The organism is Lactonifactor longoviformis (assembly GCF_042848515.1).
GTDB lineage: Bacteria > Bacillota > Clostridia > Lachnospirales > Lachnospiraceae > Lactonifactor > Lactonifactor longoviformis.
The window spans coordinates 753,142-772,784 of record NZ_AP031453.1 but is presented as its reverse complement, the minus strand read 5'-3'; the positions used below and the strand labels follow the sequence as shown (position 1 = coordinate 772,784).

At 46.0% G+C, this 19,643-nt stretch carries 16 protein-coding genes; all 16 read right to left on the bottom strand.

The window, feature by feature from the left end; all coding sequences use genetic code 11:
- Nucleotides 1–67: 67 nt before the first annotated feature.
- Nucleotides 68–1,096, bottom strand: a complete 1,029-nt coding sequence (locus ACGHCT_RS03515) for a substrate-binding domain-containing protein (RefSeq protein ID WP_390438252.1) — start codon at nucleotides 1,094–1,096, stop codon at nucleotides 68–70.
- A gap of 24 nt (nucleotides 1,097–1,120) precedes the next feature.
- Nucleotides 1,121–2,206 (bottom strand): uroporphyrinogen decarboxylase family protein, encoded by a 1,086-nt coding sequence (locus ACGHCT_RS03510; RefSeq protein WP_390438250.1) that lies wholly within the window; start codon nucleotides 2,204–2,206, stop codon nucleotides 1,121–1,123.
- A gap of 28 nt (nucleotides 2,207–2,234) precedes the next feature.
- On the bottom strand, nucleotides 2,235–3,713 hold the full coding sequence (locus tag ACGHCT_RS03505; RefSeq protein ID WP_226902153.1) for an ATP-binding cassette domain-containing protein: 1,479 nt from the start codon (nucleotides 3,711–3,713) through the stop codon (nucleotides 2,235–2,237).
- A gap of 81 nt (nucleotides 3,714–3,794) precedes the next feature.
- On the bottom strand, nucleotides 3,795–5,492 hold the full coding sequence (locus ACGHCT_RS03500) for a sensor histidine kinase (RefSeq protein WP_390438247.1): 1,698 nt from the start codon (nucleotides 5,490–5,492) through the stop codon (nucleotides 3,795–3,797).
- A complete protein-coding gene (locus tag ACGHCT_RS03495) occupies nucleotides 5,489–7,111 on the bottom strand; it encodes a response regulator (RefSeq protein WP_390438244.1) in 1,623 nt (540 codons plus the stop codon). Before ACGHCT_RS03495 ends, ACGHCT_RS03500 begins: the two co-directional genes overlap by 4 nt.
- Nucleotides 7,112–7,292: 181 nt before the next feature.
- Nucleotides 7,293–7,724: a hypothetical protein gene (locus tag ACGHCT_RS03490; RefSeq protein ID WP_154260038.1), complete on the bottom strand. Its 432-nt coding sequence runs from the start codon at nucleotides 7,722–7,724 to the stop codon at nucleotides 7,293–7,295.
- Between the two features lie 67 nt (nucleotides 7,725–7,791).
- Nucleotides 7,792–8,265 carry a TspO/MBR family protein gene (locus tag ACGHCT_RS03485; RefSeq protein WP_226902148.1) on the bottom strand — a complete coding sequence of 158 codons (474 nt, stop codon included), beginning with the start codon at nucleotides 8,263–8,265 and terminating at the stop codon, nucleotides 7,792–7,794.
- Between the two features lie 157 nt (nucleotides 8,266–8,422).
- The gene (locus tag ACGHCT_RS03480) at nucleotides 8,423–10,024 is read right to left on the bottom strand and encodes a response regulator (RefSeq protein WP_226902146.1); all 1,602 of its coding nucleotides are present in this window, start codon (nucleotides 10,022–10,024) and stop codon (nucleotides 8,423–8,425) included.
- 14 nt (nucleotides 10,025–10,038) lie between these two features.
- Entirely contained in the window at nucleotides 10,039–11,811 is a 1,773-nt protein-coding gene (locus ACGHCT_RS03475) for a sensor histidine kinase (protein WP_226902144.1), read from the bottom strand.
- Nucleotides 11,812–11,960: 149 nt separating this feature from the next.
- Nucleotides 11,961–13,094: an enolase C-terminal domain-like protein gene (locus tag ACGHCT_RS03470; RefSeq protein WP_226902320.1), complete on the bottom strand. Its 1,134-nt coding sequence runs from the start codon at nucleotides 13,092–13,094 to the stop codon at nucleotides 11,961–11,963.
- Nucleotides 13,095–13,098: 4 nt separating this feature from the next.
- A complete protein-coding gene (locus ACGHCT_RS03465) occupies nucleotides 13,099–14,454 on the bottom strand; it encodes an ABC transporter substrate-binding protein (RefSeq protein ID WP_226902142.1) in 1,356 nt (451 codons plus the stop codon).
- 12 nt (nucleotides 14,455–14,466) lie between these two features.
- Entirely contained in the window at nucleotides 14,467–15,648 is a 1,182-nt protein-coding gene (locus ACGHCT_RS03460; RefSeq protein ID WP_226902139.1) for a trimethylamine corrinoid protein 2, read from the bottom strand.
- A 27-nt stretch (nucleotides 15,649–15,675) separates the two neighbouring features.
- Nucleotides 15,676–16,518: a carbohydrate ABC transporter permease gene (locus tag ACGHCT_RS03455; RefSeq protein ID WP_226902138.1), complete on the bottom strand. Its 843-nt coding sequence runs from the start codon at nucleotides 16,516–16,518 to the stop codon at nucleotides 15,676–15,678.
- Nucleotides 16,518–17,411 carry a carbohydrate ABC transporter permease gene (locus ACGHCT_RS03450; protein ID WP_226902136.1) on the bottom strand — a complete coding sequence of 298 codons (894 nt, stop codon included), beginning with the start codon at nucleotides 17,409–17,411 and terminating at the stop codon, nucleotides 16,518–16,520. The genes ACGHCT_RS03455 and ACGHCT_RS03450 overlap by 1 nt, the downstream gene beginning before the upstream one ends.
- A gap of 57 nt (nucleotides 17,412–17,468) precedes the next feature.
- Nucleotides 17,469–18,482: an alcohol dehydrogenase catalytic domain-containing protein gene (locus ACGHCT_RS03445; protein ID WP_226902134.1), complete on the bottom strand. Its 1,014-nt coding sequence runs from the start codon at nucleotides 18,480–18,482 to the stop codon at nucleotides 17,469–17,471.
- Between the two features lie 40 nt (nucleotides 18,483–18,522).
- On the bottom strand, nucleotides 18,523–19,320 hold the full coding sequence (locus tag ACGHCT_RS03440) for a gluconate 5-dehydrogenase (protein ID WP_256280757.1): 798 nt from the start codon (nucleotides 19,318–19,320) through the stop codon (nucleotides 18,523–18,525).
- Between the last annotated feature and the right edge of the window lie 323 nt (nucleotides 19,321–19,643).

Genomic DNA, 19,643 nt, shown 5'->3' with positions numbered 1-19,643 from the left:
CCCCCATCTCCTTCTCTTACCCGCACGGCGGAGAGGCCTCCCCGCCGCACCCAGTCTGTTCTGTTTCTTAGAATGCTGAATCAGGGTCGTAGTACTCATCTACATTGTCTATGGTTACGCATGCACTCGGTGTATAGGTTCTGTAAGGGAAGGAAGTTTCGCCCTGCTGAATTTTCTGGGCTGTCTCCACTGCTGTCTGTCCCAGAAGCGTCATGGAGTTCAGTCCGGTGGCCTTATAGGCACCCCCTTCCTTAATCAGTTCAAATGCCTCTTTCTGCCCGTCGGCGTCTGCCACTATCATAACCTTATCCAACAGCCCAGCATCCTGCAGGATCTTATAACACTCAATGGCCATAACATCCGCCTCGGCAAATACTACGTTAAACTCTTCATTCAAAGCCATAATATCTTCCATTGCTGTCACAGTTGCATCTGCAAACCACTCGGTATATGCCTGCGCTACGATCTCCACCTTGGCATCGCTTCCCTGTCTCAGCTGTTCTTCCACGATGCCCTCAATAAAGCTGGAACGGCGGACACGTGATACTTCTGCACCCTTTGCGCCGCTGATACAGACAATCTTTATATCCTGGCCTTTCAGAGTATCAGCCACATAGTTGCCTACCAGTACTCCATTCTGGTGATTGTCTGCCTGGATGGTAGTGGCCAGCTGCGCCTCATCGCTCAGCGCATTGTCCACAGCGATCACGCGGATTCCCTGGGCGGCAACATTATTTATAACCGGTGTCAGAACATCGGGATCGTAAGTGTTTACAAAAATCACATCGCATCCCTGGGCCGCCAGATCCTCAATATCTGAAATTTGCTTATCCAGGCTTTCCTGGGCATCGGTACACACATATTCATATCCAAGATCTTCACATCCTTTTCGGATCTCGGCTTCCATTGTGATATAGGAGGGATGTACCAGCACATTCATGGATAAACCTACCTTAAAATCCGAAGCATCCTTTTTCTCCCCGCTCTCACTTCCCCCCGACATCTCCGCTGTCCCTGTTTCCTTTTTGTCTCCGCATCCGCTAAGACCTGCCATAGCTAATACTGCTGCCAACAAAATAGCTAACATTCTTCTCATGTTTTTTCCTCCTTTTGCTTTCCCTTAGTTCTCTGCATATCTATATTGATGTACGCTTTCCACCAGCGCCTCAAAGTTCTCCAGAGGCACATTTCTCATAATATTAATGGGTGCGCAGAACATCCTTCCATATTGGCCCAGAGTTTCAATCGTCTCCTTCACATTGGCTCTCACCTGTTCTGGTGTTCCAAATGTGAGTATATCCTGGGTGTCAAACCCCCCGTAAAACACAAGACGGCTTCCGTAACGCCCGGACAGTTCACGGATATCCATAGCTGCGGCCTGAACCGGATGGATAGCATCCAGTCCAATCTCAATCATTTCATCCAGAAATTGTTCACAGTCCCCGCAGCTGTGGTGTACCACCGGGAGTCCATGCCTTTTATACACACTCCAGATTTGTTCCAGACGGGGTTTAAAAAGTTTCCTCCACAGAGCCAGCGACATAATGGGCCCTCCCTGGGTGCCAAAATCATCCCCGCTATGCCCATAGGTAACTCCTCTTTGACAGATCTCCTCTGCCATATCCACACGATACTGGGTAATCCTGTCTAAAAGGATCTCTACCTTCTCCGTCTCCTCATACATGTCCATCATAAAATCCTCAAAGCCCCGTATGAGATATCCCTTCTCAAAGGGGCCGAAATATTGTGCCACGTCAACAGCGAGATTCCTGTCTATGTACCCCTGAATGTTGGTATCTACCACATAAAAGTTCTCTTTTCTATTCGGATCCGGTGCCTGTACCTTGTCCAATCCATCCCAATCCTTCAGGGGACTGGAAACCGGAAGCTGCCCGTCGCTCACCATATTCCATCCGATCCCCCACTGATCAAAGCAGAGAGCAGGATCTTCTGGATTTGGGTAAGCGAATCCATGATCGAAAGCATATCTCATCAGCGGCCTATTCTGCAAAAACAGTTCCACCTCGTCCATCACATACAAATGACGCACATCATTTTCCAAATATGTCAAAAATTCTTCCTCTCCCATGCCATAATGACCGGCGAATACCTGCAGGGCCGTATCATCTGCGAAATGAAAATCTACAGGCAGACGATCCGCCGGTTTTCCGGTCAGAACTGCCTGTACACGTTCTCTGCTGTTCATGCCATCCCTCTTTCCTATTCATTTTCCGTTACATAAGTTTAAGTTTTGTTACCGCCATCTCTGACAATTCTTCTTTATAAATCTCTCCGGAGATTTCGCCTTTTTTCAGGACAATTACTCTGTGACACAGGGAGACCAGCTCCTGCAGATCATTGGTAATCAGCAATACTGCCGTGCCGTTTTTGCTGTACTCCAATATTCTTTCCAGCGTCTTCCTTCGTTCCTTTTGCTCCAGCCCGTTGGTAGGATGGTTTAGAAGAAGCAGCTTTAAAGTCTTATCCTGCCATCGGCCAAGCAGCAGCTTTTGCCGGACATTGCCGCCCACCTCATTAAGAGTATTCTTGGCGAACTCACTGATATTCTCCTTTTCGCACCAGTCTCTTGCCAGATACCCGGCTATGCTTGGCTTCAGGTATCCAAACCTATTTTTTGCTGTCTGCATCTGCAGAAAAGTAAGATTATCCTTTACCGTCTGGTTTTCCAAAAGAAGCCTATTCCTCTCTTCGGGGATAAAGCCAATCCCCATACGCACTGCCTCATGTGAGTCTTTTACTGTAACAGGCTGACCGCAGAAATATAGGCTTCCCGACCGGTACTTTTTACAGCCATAGAGAATATCTCCCAGCTCTTCCTTTCCCGCGTCATCTGCCCCTGTCAGTCCCAGAATTTCTCCCTGGGCTATGGAAAAACTAACCTTCTTTAGATAAATTCCTCTGATGTCCTCCAGGCGGAGTATCTCCCTTCCCAGATGTATCTCTGAGATTTTGTCACCCTCTCTATCCTTCGTGCCCAGTACCAGGTTCATAATATGAGCCTCCGAACAGCTGCCGTTTTTTACCGTGCCCGCAATCCTCCCGCCTCTTAGAACCGTTATCCTGCCGCACTCCGCTGAAAGTCTCGGCAGATTCTGTGAAATCACGATACAGGATATCCCTTTTAAACACTGTTTCTTAATAATCCCCCAGAACAAATTAACGTCTTCAGGCTCCATGCCAATCTCGGTGTCATCAAAAATAAGTATTTTGGGATTATAAGTGAGGGTTTTAGCGATTGACATAAATTTTTTCTGGCTTCTGGTCAATTCCCCCATGGTCCTCCCCGGAGGCAGGGGATATCCCATCTCCTCCAGCAGCTTAATGGTTCTGCCTTCCATCTCTCTCCTTCGAAGCAGGACACGTTTTGATGCTTCCTTTCTCAGCGTAAAGATATACTCTGCAATACTCATGGTGCTGATTGTGTCCGGATCCTGGGGTACCATAGCGATTCCCATATGCATTGCCATTTCTGCCGATGCAAGACGTACCTTCTGATTTTCCAGAAAAATAGTGCCCTCATATCCCTGCTGCCATCCGGCAATGACCCGGGCTAACGTGGATTTGCCTGCTCCATTAATCCCAATGATCCCATGAATCTCACCTTCATACAGATTGAAATAAATGTTAGAAAGCACTTTGTTTCCATAGAGTCTCTGGGTAATGGACTGTAACCTTAAGATCTCCCTGTTCATTTTTATCCTCCGGTTATATTTTAATTATAAAAAGACGGTCTATTTTAAAAAACAGACCGCCTTATGAAAAGGTGTTCTTTTTTATGATTTTGACTCCTGACAGATCAGAGGCAAAACCACCTCTACTTCTGTGCCGATCCCCTTTGTGCTGTGCACATGAATCCCGTAATCCTCCCCATGGAGTATACGAATTCTCTCATTTACATTGTACAGAGCAATACCCGTCCGCTCTCCGGCTCTGCCGGAGGTGTAGCCCCTCTGAAGCTGTTCTTCAATCCGGTCCAGGGTTTTCTCATCCATCCCCAGGCCGTCGTCACTGACTGTAATAATCAGCCTGCTCTCTGTTGCCATAACCATGATGACAATGGTTCCTCCTCCCCGCTTTGTCTCCAGCCCATGACATACTGCGTTTTCTACTATAGGCTGCAGCACCATATGGGGCACCTGATACTGTCTCAGCTGGGGATTCTCTTCGTCAATATATGTCACAAGCCGGATCTTATTGGAAAACCTGTATTTCTGTATCACGAAATAATTATCAATATTTGTCAGCTCTTCCTGCAGAGTAACGGTAAGACTCCGGTTATCAATGTTATACCGAAAGAGATTTGCCAATGCTTTTGTCATATTAGCAGCATTTTTCGACCCCTCCCGCAAAGCCAGACCACGGATTGACTCAAGGGTGTTGTACAGGAAATGAGGATTGATCTGATTCTGAAGTGCATTCAGCTCCGCCTGGCGCTTCAGTATCTCTGACTGGTACTCCCTGGAAGTCAGATTCTCAACATGAGTTATCATTGAATTAACAGCCCTCCCCGCAGAGGCCAGCTCACTGGAATCGTCAATCTCTACTTCCAGTCCCTGATTGCCGTTAAGAATCCCGTTAATCGCATGTTCCACATGTATCACAGGATTATATACCTTCTTTTTAAAGATTACAAACGTACCCAGCAGTAGAATCAGAAGTATACCGACCGAGGTCCCCAGCAGCCATAGATAGCCGGTAAATTCTGTTTCCAGCTTTTCGTTTCTCACACAGAGAAGCCCATAAAAACCATAGGTGCTGCTCTTCTGCAGAAATACCGTGTAAGACGGAATCCGGATTGCTTTGCCCTGGTAGCTTCCCCTAAGTTTTGCTTTTACCTCGGAAAAATCGGGCCTTAGGTATCCCTGAGGATATACCATGTTGCTGTCCGGACTATATATGTAAAATTCACAGGCGGAATCCATGGAAACCTCCAGGGTACTGGAGACCATAATGTTTTTCTCCGCCTCCGAATGTATCCACCCCAGCTGAAGATTTCCCACACGGTACCGAGAACTGCTGCTGGTTCCCATCAATAGCTTCTGTCCGTTCCCGGAATCTGTCAACTGTCCCTTATGACTCTCCAGAAATCCCAAAAACAGTGCTTCTTCTCTTGGAAAACAGGCGATTTCCCCATTTTCCCAGACTGCCAGTCCATCCATCCCCTCAAAGGCCTGAACCAGTTCCTCCCTGTGCTCCCGTGGAATCTCTGCGGCCTCTTCTGCCAGTCCGCTGAGAAGTGCACATTTCTTCTCTATTTCACCGGTCACGTAGGAAACCATTGTCTCATATGCACTGTTTTTCTCCCTCCGGGCCTCCCGGGCAGCAATCTGAAACGCAGCCAGTGCAAACCCCGTGATCAGCAGTATCATGCAAAAACCCCACCCAAGCAGAATCCCCCTAAGCCCTGCCTGCACATGATAATATTCTTTCCTTTTTCGGTACCAGGTTCTGATTTTATTTACCATTTTCATATCTTATCCCGCATATATAACTTTCTGTAATCCCTGGGGGATATCCCCACCATTTTCCGAAATATTTTGCTGAAATATTTGGAATCCTCATACCCTACCTGCTCTCCCACCTCAGTCACTTTGTATTCCAGATTCTTTAAAAACTCCTTGGCCATTTCTATCCGGTATTCTGTCAAATACTCATTAAAATTCATTCCTGTTTCCCTTTTAAAAATAGCGCTGAAATAGGTTGGGCTCAAATAGACCTGTTCCGCCACATCCGCCAGACGGATATCTTTATTATAATTCTTTCTGATGTACTCTTTTGCAATGTTGGCCAGACGGTTCTCCTTTAAGACGGACTGTTCTTTGCAGGACAATAGAATTTCCTGTATCTGCCCGTTCGTCTTTCTGATAATCTGAGCGATACTGCTGCAGCAGCGCAGTTCTCTGCACATTCGCTCTATAAGCCCGCGCATATCCGCCACCTCTGCTCCCAGATAGCTCAAACCCTGAAGTACCTCTGTCAGAATTCTCAGATGCAGCTGATAGTACACATCCGGATCCGCCTCTCCCGGTATATTTTCATAAAGCTCCCTTGCTGCATCTTTCATCTGTTCCCAATCCATAAGTTCCAGACGCTCCTGCAGCTCCTTCGCCTTTTTCATACTCAGAAGCTCCTCCACCTTGCAAGGGGAGAATGCAGCTGCATCATATTCCAATATCTTCCCGCACCCTTTTAGAATCCGCATGCTGCAGGCCTTCTCCGCCTCTTTTGCCAAAGCAGGCACCATGGCCGGTACCTGTGCAGTACGACTGAGTCCTGCGGTCACCACGCCCTCATTGAGCGCAGAGGCGTAAGCCTGCATTTTATGAAATGCAGTCCAAACTTCCTGCCCCGTTTCCTCCTCTGTACCGTTTAAAAGCACCAATTGGCATTCCTTCGTTTCTGCGGCATACCAAACCATTGACTCAGGAAGGCAGGTGCAAAAAAAGTCGATACACTTTCCGGTAAGATACCTGGACTCCTCCTCTGTGATGCTTCCGTATGGATTATCCCATCTTAACACCGCTGCCCGGTACAGGCCCCCGCAAAATTTTGGTCCAAACACCCTGTTAATCTCTTCTTCTGTTACTTCCTTCAGTCCATACTTTGCAGTCTCTCTTCCTTCCAGAAAATCCGTCAAAAACTGATGCCACAGCCTATGCCTGCTGTCCACAAGCTGCTGGTTCAGCGCCTGCTTCTCCTTTGACTGCTCCATTGCAATTTCATTTTTCTCCTGAATCTTCAAGAGGGTATTCAGAAGTTCCTCTTCTTCGATGGGTTTCAGCAAATAGGCAGCAGCTCCTAATCGGATAGCTTCCTGTGCATAAGAGAAATCTTTATAGCCGCTTAAAATCAGGAACTGAGCCTCTATCTTCTCCTCTCTTGCCTTTTTTATCGTCTCCAATCCGTCCATCCCAGGCATACGAATATCCGTTATTACTACATCCGGTCGCTTATCGCAGATGACCTCAAAGGCTTCCTCTCCGTCATACACACAGCCCAGCAGCTGCATCTGATATTTTTCCCAGTCAATTAAAGCACAGATTAAATCACAGATGATCTCTTCATCATCAACAACTAATATTTTTAACATATTAAGTCCCGCCCATCCTATGTACTTTTCTGTGGTAACTTCTTACCAAACTTTTCTGTTAACTATATTAATTTTATCACATAATTTCGGCAATGTATTATGAATTATTATCCAATTATTTCCAAAGAAAAAAGCCCTGAATCCCTTCAAGGCTTTGTCATTTCTTTATCTATTGTCTATTTTATAAAAAATATTTTAATTCCCACATGAAATCCCCTTCAATGCCCACCAGTTCATTTGCCAGATCCATGCTCTCTTTCGATGCGCCGCTATACTTGTTTCTGTCTTCGCTGATAGACTGAATCCCCATATTACAGCCATCCATCAGAAGCTTGGCAATCTGGTTTCTGTCATCCTTAAGCATCAGCTTTATCTCTGTGGTAAACCAGGAGAATACAGAGGCTGCAGCTCCAGGCTCCTTGCCCGTCTCTCCATATCTCTGCAGAAGTTCTGAGGATTTGTCCTCAATTTTTTTATGCTTATCCCGGTAAACCCCAACTACCTGGCTCAGCTTCTCGTCCTCGATATATTCACTGACCTGGTCCATACTGTTCACAGCCATTTTGCAGCCGGAATTACATTCCTCCAGGAGTTTTTTTGTATGTTCTTCCATAGGAGTACCTTCTTTCTGCCTTTTTCTTTTAGTATCAGCATATTTTTTTTAATCTATACCTGATAGGTCAAAAAATATAATGTACCGCTATGGCAAGGTTCAGATACCCGGCAAATGTAAGCCACACAAGATAGGGGATCAATAATCGTGCAGCTGTCTCATTGATATCCTTAAACTGCTTTATCGTCAGATAGACAAGGTACCAAAGCAGGAGCAGCCATGCAAATGCCAGAAAGTATGCATCAAACCTGAAAAAAATTACAGACCAGAAGGCATTTACCAGAAGCTGCACTCCGTAGAGTTTTAAAGCCTGCGCTTTTCCGGGTGCATCGGACTCATAAATGATATAGGCGGCAACCCCCATAAGTATAAACAAAATATTCCACACCACCGGAAATGCCCATCCCGGAGGGGCAAGGGGAGGCTTATAAAGACTGCTGTACTTCTCCATACTATCCGAAGCAAGAAATGCTGAGACCGCCCCTGTGCCAAGACTGATAAGCAGGCTTCCAAGCAGAGGCTTCCACTGTATTTTTTTCACAACAAATACTCCCAAACTGCTTTTTACTATTATATTCGGAAGTCCTTACCGCATGAGTACTTTCTTAGTCCTCCCCAATGTCTTTCCCCCCTTCTCCGTGGCGCTTAATTTCATTATAGTATACGATTCCATAAGCAAATATGCAGATCTCAACCAACTACCCAACACCATTCTGCTTTGCAAACGCACTCTCCCGGTACGCCCCGGGAGTCATTCCCGTACTCTTTTTAAAGCTGCTGCTAAAGTATTGGGAAGAATTGAATCCCACCAGAAATGCCACCTCATAGGTTTTAATGTCCGGTCTTGCCAGCAGCTTTTTGGCATTGTCAATGCGGATTTGGTTTAGCAGACTGACATACGACGTTTTCTTATACTTTTTGATCGAATTGCCAAGATAGCTGGCGCTCAGGTTCACATGTCTGGCCACATCATTCAGATTTAGATCCGGATCCGGAAAGTTCTCTTTAATAAATTCTACTGCCTGGTTTACCCGTTTTTCTATGTCTGTAGTATTCTGAGCGTCTAAATAGTTGTATAAGTTATTAAAATACATATCTGCCGCTTCTCTTAGTTCCCACAGATTCCTGGCAGCTATCATCCTGGAGAACAGCTGTCCATACTGTTTCAGAAAGGTTTCATACAACTCTCCCTCTTCCGTCATTTCCCAGCAAAACCGCAGAAGTTCTACAAGAAGGAACTGTACTGACGGCAAGTTTGCCTTCCCTGTTCTTTTTAATTTCTGAAACAAGCATTCCACTTCCTGACGTATTTTTTCCGAACTTCGCAGCTGCACGCCCTCCTGCAGCCTTTTTCTGACAGCGGGAAGTTCCACGTCATACTCCGCCGCCTTGCCCTGAACCGCCGTGTACAGAATGACGCTCCGGTTTCCATAGCCATACCGCTGCTCCAATGCATAGACCGCTTCCTGGTAAGAGGACGGCAGTCTCTCAGCGCCATGACATACCCTGCCAACGCCTCCTGCAAGAAATACAGTATCCTCTTTAGCAATTTCCCCCATTATCCCGGTAATGCGTTCTCTAACTTTTTTGCCTGCGTTTCTGTCCTTATATTCGAATACTAATACAATCCGGTTGCTTTGCAGGAACAGGCTGCAGTCTTTCTCCCTGCTTATCAGTGTCCGCAGCTTATCGGCCGCCATGCGCAGCGCCACCTCATCCTCAATCAATGCATGTTTTCCGCCCTCTTTTTCACCGGGTATCCTTCTCAGATACAAGATAACCGCCTGGAAATAATTTTCAGGGGAACAGATTCCGCTGTTTTTTATAGTCTCTTCTTCTGCAGTCCCGTAGAGAGTCAGCTCCTCCAGATTCTTTTCCTGAATCATCCCCAGGTTTCTCTGTATCCTGCTTCGGTAATTTCTCTCTTCCTCCAATGCATCTGCCGCACGCCTCACAGCCTCCAGCACTTCCTCATTGGTAAAAGGCTTTGTGAGATATTCAAACACCTGAAGTTTGACTGCCTTCTGTGCATACGCGAATTCTTTGTATGCCGTCAGCATTATTATTTTTATCTCCGGATAGTTCTGCCTCACAGCATAAGAAAACTCAATCCCATCCATAAAGGGCATATTAATATCAACAATCACAATATCCGGTTTCTCACGCTCCACACACTCCAGAGCCATCTCTCCGTCATAGACGAGCCCCGTTATCTCAATATTATTCTCCTCCCAAGGAATACAAGTCCCCAATCCTCTGCAGATGATCTCATCATCATCTGCAATTAAAAGTTTATACATGCCCGCCACCCCTTTCAATCCCGCATTCTTCTCACAGGAAGCCTTACTTCCGCTCTTGTAAATACCCCTTCTTCACTGCTGATGGAAAGCCCGTAGGGTTCTCCATACTGCATCCGGATTCTCTGGTGTACATTCATAACCCCAATGTGGTCCGCCGTCTGAAGATTCTCCGCAAATCCGAGTTTCTTTTGAAGTGCTTCCAGCTTCTCTTTTTCTATTCCCGCACCATTGTCCCATACTGCAAGAACAATCATATTCTCTTCCTGATACCCCAGGACTTTAATAAATCCCTTTTTTCTCTGCCGCTTGATCCCATGGTATACTGCATTTTCCACCAGCGGCTGAAGGGAAAACTTGATAATTTCATTCTCCATGATTTTTTCATCCACCTCTACGGAATACTCATATTTCGAATTGTACCTGAGTTTGAGAATCTGGAGATAACAAGTCAGATGTTCTGTCTCCTCCCGGATGGTTACCTGATCATAGATTCCGCTGAGACTTAGTTTGTAAAATTTTCCTACCGTAGTAAGCATTTCAATTCCGTTGGGGTCCCCCATCTCCACCAGGAATTTGGCTGCCTCCAGAGTATTATATAAGAAATGCGGCTTTATCTGCATCTGCAGCATTTTCACATAATTCTTCCGGCTTTGTATCTGCTCTTTTTCAATATCCGCCATCAGCTGCTGAATCTCATCCATCAGCTGATTGTATGCTGCTGCAAGCACCCCTACCTCATCTCTGTATCTGGGGTGAAAGCGATGGGTGATCTGCCTGGTATGCCGGTTCGCCTCTATGGTTTCCGTCATTTTTTTGATTGGCTTCGTAACAATAAATACAATATAGGATACGCACACAAAAAGCACGATCCCTGTGGTAAATATGATTACAATAATATACTGCGAGAGTACCTTTGCACTGCTGCTGATACTGCTTTTGGCTGTAACCATAGAAATCTTCCACTGGTTCACGGACAGCAGGCTGCTCATAGCAACGCTGCTGCCAATCTCCTCTACTTCCTCCCAGCCTTCAAACTTCATCAATGTCTTCTGCTCCTCAGAGGTAAATCTTTCCCACTGTTCAGGCTGTCCAAACACTGCATTATCTCTGTCAAATTGAAGCATCAGTGTACTGTCGCCCCCTCCAAGCTTCTCCAGATATTTGCGGATTGCCTCCTCTCTGAGATTTACAATCAGCATACTTTTTACCTCCCCGTATCTGTAAACCGGCATTATGATACTGATTACCTGTTCCTTATCTCTAGAAAAAAAGTAGCTGTCCGGAACAGGCGCTCCCCACTGACATTGCTTTGTCATCTTGTTGTCTTTAAGAATTTTCTCAAAAAGGGGCTCCCCGTTGAGCTTGAGATACTCGTCCAGTACAAAGGTATAGTTCTGGCTGCCGTTGAGAATCAGCATGGAATTTATGAACTGATAGTTATTATCTGCTGCTATGAGTTGATTAAACATTCCCTGATATACTATATACTGGCTGATATAATCGTTGGAATCCTCTTCTCCGTCATTGAGAATCTGCCGGCTGAGCACCTCGTCCCGTATGGGAACCATCTCATCTACAATATCCTCCATGGCCTGGTTCAGATTAATAGCCATCTGCTGCACCGTTTTTAAATTTGACTCCGATATATTCTCCTCGAATTTATTTGACACAATAGAGGTAAATACAAGCCCGTTAAACACCTGAAGTACAACCACTACCGCAAACAGCAGCACCACCATTTTAAAACGCAGCGAATGGTTCTGAAACCATTCCATCCATCTTTTCATCAGTGTTCTCCTCCTGACCTCTTTTGTCCGGAAACGCCAAATAGAGGCACAGCCTGACAGAAAAACAAATCCTCCTTTTTCTGTCAGGCAGCCTCATCTGTGTGCCCACATTCTATGCCACTATAAATATTTTCTAGTTCAGGCTTATATCAAAAATACTCCTTACCGCTCAGCATGCCGCTTCGTTCAAGCCCCCGGATGTCAGGGGACATACTAATTCCCGGTTCCTGGGGAAGATAAAACCTGCCGTTCTTCTCCTCCGGTCTTAGTTCCATAATCTCGTAAAATGGCTGCATAACAGGAATCAGATACTCCACCATATCCTCTTGTCTGCCCGTTGCGATAAAGGAAGCCGTCAGATGGGAATATCCCCCGGACGTAAGTTCCAGATTATGCTCCACGGCCAGCCGCTTTGTCTTCATCCAGTCCTCCACCGAGCTGAGATTGCTGGGAATCGGCTGCAGCTGAGCAACTCCCGCCCTTACATAGGATTCCATAGGATAATAGCATCTGGGTGACTCCCCCATAGCTATGGGAATCGGCGACAGTTTCGTCAGTTTGGCAAGCTCTGTCATATCATAGGAATGAACCGGCTCCTCAAACCAGGCAATATCAAACTTCTCCACTTTGTCCGCAAATCTCAGCGCTTCCTCTGCATTCCACAGCTGATTCACATCTATGGCCAGCCTTGCCTCCCGGCCAAGCAGGGAGCGGACCATCCGAACACGCTCCACATCCCTGTCAATACAGGTGCCAAAAGAACCGGCACATTTCATCTTAAACGTGGTGTACCCTCCAGCCTGATAAGATTTTATCTCCTCTTCCATCTCCCGGTCTGTCAGATTCGTACCGCATCCGCTGGCGTACACTTCAACCCAGTCTCTGTCAGCTCCCAGGAATCGGTGGAGAGGAAGATTCTCTTCTTTTGCCATCATATCATGAAAAGCCAGATCCAGTCTTCCCAGCTCCAGTGCTGCTTCGCTTGAAAAGCCGCAGTTTCGGACTGCCCAGTAGAGCATATGGTACCAGTCCTCATAGCTTTTTTCTCCATTTCCTGTAATGAGCTTCAAAAACTGTTTCATCCTTTCCGAGCAGGGACACTGCCCGGCCGTACCGTTTTGGTTGTACAAGATCAGCCAGGCATCCACGGGAACCGTATCAAACGGTCCCCCTGTAGAATCCCAGAACTCCCTCGGCAGCTTCAGCGGCTGAAATCTGTATAGTTCTGCCCGGACAAATCTTACTTTTTTTTGGTAAGCTTTTCTATAATCTACCTTTTCCATCACTTTATTTATTTGCCTCCAGATATTCTTTCTGCGCTGCGGTCAGATAATCTGCCCACTCCTTTAAGACTTCCTCCGATGTCTTCTCCTTCAGCAGTACGGCCTGGAATCCAGGTTCCTGATATTTGCTTCTGAATTCATTCCACTGGGTAAGCCATACCGGATGGGTAAGGAATTTTACATTTTCCGCCTCCATCAATTCCCTGTAAATGCCGTTGTAAGGATCGTTTTTATACCATTCTTCATCATAAATCAAATTATTGATAGGAACTCTGCCCTCCTGCTCACAGAGATAAGAAGCTCCTTCACAGGATACCAGATATTCAATAAACGCAATGGCCCCCTCCTTATTTTTAGCATTTTCCATCACGGAATATCCGGTGAAAGACAAATTCTTAGTTACCACATTTCCCTGTTTATTCGCGGGTGCAATGACATTTTCAAAGTTTCCTTCCCCCAGATTCTTTTTATGCTCAGCAAGGGAGGATGAATTGTGACTGATATACATACTGGTCTTAGAACCGAATTCAGCTACCATTTCCTTAAAGCTGTTGGTTACACTGTCCTTAGAAGTCCATCCATTCCAGTATATACTTGCATACATATCCATGGCCTCGGCAAAAATAGGCTGGGAAAGCACGCAGTTTCCTTCTTCGTCGAACATGCTGTCCTGATCTGCATAGGTAAAAATAAAGTCAAACAGATTCTCCATAGAACCGGCTCCGCCTCTCAGGGAGTAGAAATAAGAACCATTGTCCGGATCTGCATATTTTTCACAGTCAGCCATAAACTCATCCAATGTCTTCGGAACTTCAATGCCTTTTTCCTTCATAAGCTGCGTATTGCACCAGGAAATATCTGTAGTAATATACTGGGGCAGACAATACAGCTTCTTATCAATGGAACATAGACGAGTTGCCTCGATTACTGCCTCATTCAGATTCTCTTTTTCAGGAAATTCATCATACACTTCGTCCAGGCACATCAGGGCGTCCTGATTTATAAATGAGGAAACGTCCATATCCCGAATACTCACTACGTCCGGCACAGTATTAGTAGCCACTGCGGTATTGTACTTCTGCAGGTAGGAGTCAGCAGGCAGTCCTACATACTTCACCTCATACTGAGGATATTTATCCTCAAATCGTTTAATCAGCTCCTCAAAAATTGGATTAGATGTAGGATTCCCATCATGATACCAGAATTCGATGGTTTGTTTTTCCCCGGATGCCTCCTGCTGCTTTCCATCGTCCTTACTCCCGGAAGATTCCTTGTCCCCGCTATCGCCTCCGCAGCCTGCCAGCATTGTCATACTCAGTACTCCTGTCAGAAGTAACCCCATAAGTCTTTTCTTTCTCATTCCAATTCTCCTTTACTCTTTTATTTTAAATGTTCCTTCTATATCCCGCCAGTTCTTTTCCGCATAATCCAGAAGACAATCTGCCTGTTCCTTAGACATTTCCGGAAAATGCAGAAATAAACTGTGAGAGCCGTAACGTTTTACCAGCCTGTCCGCATTGGTCAGCCAGTCTTCAAATTCCCCGCTATATACCTTCACCCATATAGATTTTCCAGCGGCTATGGCCTTATCATAAATCTCATCCCATTTTTCCAGGGTTCCGTCAGGGCCTGCATCCCCGCTTGTCCACTGAATTGCATCGATACCCTCTACTTCAAGAATTGCATCCAGGTGCTTGATATTGTCCGGGCCGTCCAGATGGTAAACCGCCTGATCCAGCTTTGACGCCTGTTCCTTCAGGGAATCCAATACAAATTTCCGGAAATGATCCGGGGATATCATGGCGCCGAAATCGCACTGCAGTTTAGCTGTCTTTCCCTCCCCCCAGATTTGGAATACCATATAGGCACTGCCCTGATCCTTTTGGTTCTTCACAAGTTCATAAAATCTGTCATAGTATTCAAAGTAGAGATCCCCAATCTGTTTTACCCGGGCTTCAATTTCTTCCGGTTCCTCTATTAAGTCGTAAATCATTGGCATGGGGCCTCTCAGCGCTGCTATCACATCCAGATTCTCCATCAAATCCGGAATACAGACATAAAAGTCATCCCCAGCCAGCGCCACACACTCCTTTGTCAGTTCCATATGACGCTTAAACCACGGGTTATCCTCCCGGAATGCAAAGGGCGGCTGGCCATCCCAATCGTCAATGCAGGGTTCAAACCAAATGGTATCATCGTTAAATACAATGTCTGCGCCAAGATACGCCGCCAGACTTCCCGGCCCGAAGTCCACATTCATATTGGGAAAGCTTTCCCCCAGAAACTCATGGGTTTCACAAAAATACCGATATCTTCCCACTATTTTTTCTGCGTTCAGATATTTTTCCTCGGGATTTTTACAGTTCAGTTCTTCCGGAAGACGGTAATACCGCCCCTCACTGCGGCACACGTCGGCAGCCTCCATAGTTTGAGCCGCCTCCTCAATCTCCGGTTTTCTGGCTATGACGCACATGAGAGGCCTTCCTGTATTCTCATGTTTCCAGTACCGGCGCCATTTTTCCTTTGTCTCTTCCCAGTTTTCTTTATACCTCATCGTTTTATTCTCCTTATGGTTATTGTGTTAACCCTTCACAGCTCCGGCAGACATCCCCTCTACCAGATATTTCTGAATGTAGCAGAATATCAGCAGTACCGGTATCAGTGCAACTATAGTTCCGGCAGCCAGTCCCCCATAATTTACCGTGAACTCACCTTTCATCATACTCAGTCCAACCGGAAGGGTAAACTTACTAGAGTCATTAATAAAATTCAGAGCATATACAAACTCATTCCAGGAATTCACAAAAGCAAACGCACTGCTGGATACCACTCCAGGCATGATGGATGGAACTACTATCTTAAATATGGCTTTCCAGATGGAGCATCCGTCAATCTGAGCAGCCTCTTCCAGGGTTGCCGGAATCCCTGAAAAGAATCCGCTCATCATAATCATACAGAACGGCAGGTTTACCGTAGTATTCGTAATAATCAGAGACCAGAGATTGTTGATCAGACCCAGTTTGTTAAATATAGTAAACAGTGGAATCAATATTACAACACCTGGCAGCATCTGTGTAATCAGGAGCATAAAGAACGTAAGCTTTTTGCCTCTGAACTTGTATCTTGAGATTGCAAATCCTCCCCAGATTGACACAATCATAATGATGACTGTAGTCACCACTGAGACAATCAGACTGTTCACAAAGTATTTATCAAATCCCATACTGGCCAGCATATTCTTATAGTTGTCCAAAGTAAACGGTGTGGGCAGATATCGGATAGGGAGTTCCATAATACTGCCCTCTTCCTTCAGCGAAGTACATAAAAACCAGTAGAAAGGGAAGATAATAAAAGCCGTAAACAGTATAATGGGAAGATAGCAGCCGAAGATTTTACTCAGTCTCTTTTTTACCTTTTTACTCATCAGTAGTACTCCTCCTCTCCGTATTTTCCTACCTTAAGATAGATGGCAGAAAAGATCAGCAGGGCCAGAATCATCAGTACAGCCATAGCCGAAGCATATCCTGCATCCAGAGTATCATTGAACACCATCATGATATATACAGGAATCGTAAGGGTTGAGAAATTGGGTCCCCCCTTTGTCATTCCATAGATGATATCTACCACATTCAAGGTCCAGATTGTACGGAGTAAGATCGTCAGCAGTAAGGTATCCTTGATAAGCGGCAGTGTTATCTTCCAGAACTTTGTCCAGGCATTTGCCCCGTCTACATCAGCAGATTCATATACCTCAACGGATATAGTCTGAAGACTTGAAAGAATGCTGATAGCAAAAAAGGGAATCCCCCTCCAGGTATTTGCAATCGTCAGAGCCCACATGGAAAGTGTTCCATCGGAAAACCATGACATACGATGATCCAGTATCCCAAATTTCATCAGAAGGTCTCCCACTACTCCAACACTTTCGTTAAACATAAAGCTCCAGATTAGGGCTACCAGAATACCGCCCACCGCCCAAGGTGTGAACATCAGGGCACGGAATAATCCTCTCCCTTTAAATTTCATATTCAGCAGCAGGGCAACCAGAAGGCCAAAAAACGCCTGCAGCCCCACATTTACTACCGTCCACCAGAGAGAATTGCCTGCTGCCTTTATAAACGTCTCATCCTGCAGCAGGGTTTTGAAATTGTCCAGCCCCACAAACCCTGCGTCCTTCATATTCGTGAGTACATGATTCTGTGTACTCAGAAAAAATGTATTAAAAATCGGATACAGCATAAATATCCCAATAATCGCAAATGTGGGAAGCAGCATCAGATACGGCCGGGCGCTTTTTCCAAATATTTTTTTCTTCATTTTCTACCTCCTTCGTTCGGGGACACTCCTTGTTCCGTCAGCCCTCTGCTCATATTTCTAAAACAAAATCAATGTTTTGACCGTATCCTGCCCGTCCGCCAGGGTTTCTTCAAACGCCTTCTGAATCTCTTCCACCGGATATTTCCTGGAAATCATAAGATCTTCGTTGATTTTTCCCTCTCTGAGCCACTCCATCACCTTCGGAAATCTGCGGCAGTTCATCCTGGATCCCACAATCGTCAGTTCCTTTTTCGTAATTTTAACCGGCGGTATCCCTGCAGGCGCTCCGTCAAACCCAATGACGGCCAGCCGGCCGGCCGGCGCTGCCAGGTCAGGCATCTGCTCGGTCAGGGCCGCAATCCCTACCGCATCTATCACCACGTCCGCACCTCCAGGCGCAAACCGCTCAACCGCATCCTCCAGAGAGTGTGTTCTGCTGTTTACAGTGTCGTCCGCACCGGCTTCCTTCGCTCTGGACAGTTTTGACTCAACCACATCCGATACCAGAACCGCTGCGCCAATCCCTTTTATGGCTTGTACAATGCAAAGTCCAATGGTCCCGCTTCCAATAACCACCACTTTATCTTCAGGTATAACCCCGGTCCTCGCCACTATATTAGCGGCAATAGAAAATGGTTCTGCCAAAGCTGCCGATTCAAATGAAACTTCTTCTCCAAAAGGATAGAGGTGGCTCTCCTCTACAACAATATAATCCTGAAATCCACCGTCCATCTGCACGCCATAGCACTTTACGCTGCTGCACACATTCACATGGCCGCTTTTACAGGTTTTACACTCTCCACAGGCAAACACCGGATCCAAAACCACCCTGTCGCCTGTCTTCACCCGGGTCACCTGTGTTCCTGTCTCTCTTACGATACCGGATAATTCATGTCCCATAACACGGGGAAGCTCTACATCATCCCTCTCCCCCCGAAAAATATGTAAGTCCGTTCCGCAGATTCCCACGGCTTTCACTTCTACCAGTACCTCGCCCGGATGCCGGATCACCGGTTTCTCTGTCTCCTCTATCTCAATCTTTCCTGCGCTTATAAGCTTTGCTGCTCTCATCTTTTTTTCCTCTTTTCCATGATTCTGAACGCTTCCGCCTCTAGGGCTGCTTTCCGATATATGCAAGGATGCCTCCATCCACATACAGAATATGTCCGTTTACAAAGTCAGACGCCGAAGATGCCAGAAAGACAGCTGGACCTGCCAAATCTTCCGGAGTACCCCAGCGTGAGGCCGGTGTCCTGGAGATAATAAACTGATCAAAGGGGTGTCTCTCCCCATTCTCCTGCGTCCTTCTCAGTGGCTCTGTCTGAGGGGTTGCAATATAACCCGGGCCGATCCCGTTGCACTGTATGTTGTATGATCCGTATTCTGATGCAATGTTCTTTGTAAGCATCTTAAGCCCTCCCTTTGCCGCAGCATAGGCAGACACAGTCTCCCGTCCCAGCTCGCTCATCATAGAACACACATTAATAATCTTACCGTGTCCTTTTTCTATCATGCCGGGAATTACTGCTTTTGCCACAATAAAGGGAGCATTTAGGTCTATATCTACTACCTTCCGAAATTCCTCTACGCTAGTCTCGTGCATAGGGATCCGCTTAATAATCCCTGCATTGTTAACCAGTATATCTACCGTTCCCAGAGACTTTGCGATCTCTGCGGTCATAGCCCGTACCTCTTCCTCCTGTGTCACGTCACAGAGATATCCCTGAGCCGCGATCCCAACCTGGTTATATGCTTCCAGCGCCTGATCCCTGTGCTCTTTGCTCCTGCAGTTAAAAGCAATCTGTGCCCCTGCTTCTGCCAACGCCCGAGCCATGGCGAACCCAATTCCATAAGCTCCCCCTGTAACCAGGGCCACTTTTCCATCTAAAGAGAATCTGTTCTCTCTCATCTAACTCTCCTCCGTCCTGTATTGTTATCTTATGGTGTAATCCTAACACTTTTTAATTTTTGTCTCTTTCACTTTTTAATTCTGACTGTATACTTTTTCACTTTTTGGGGAGTATTTAGCCCTTCATTTAGTACTTTTACCGCATATTTCTCTAAACTCACATCAATATACGTTGTTATTTGCTTCCGGGCATCCGGATATTTATGTTTCTTTGTGCATTTTTCCATCAAAAAAAGCCAGTATCATACTTATGATACCAGCTCTTAATGCGCCGTTCAGAGGATTCAGCTTCCTCTGTCTTTATTATTAAATTACTTGTTAAG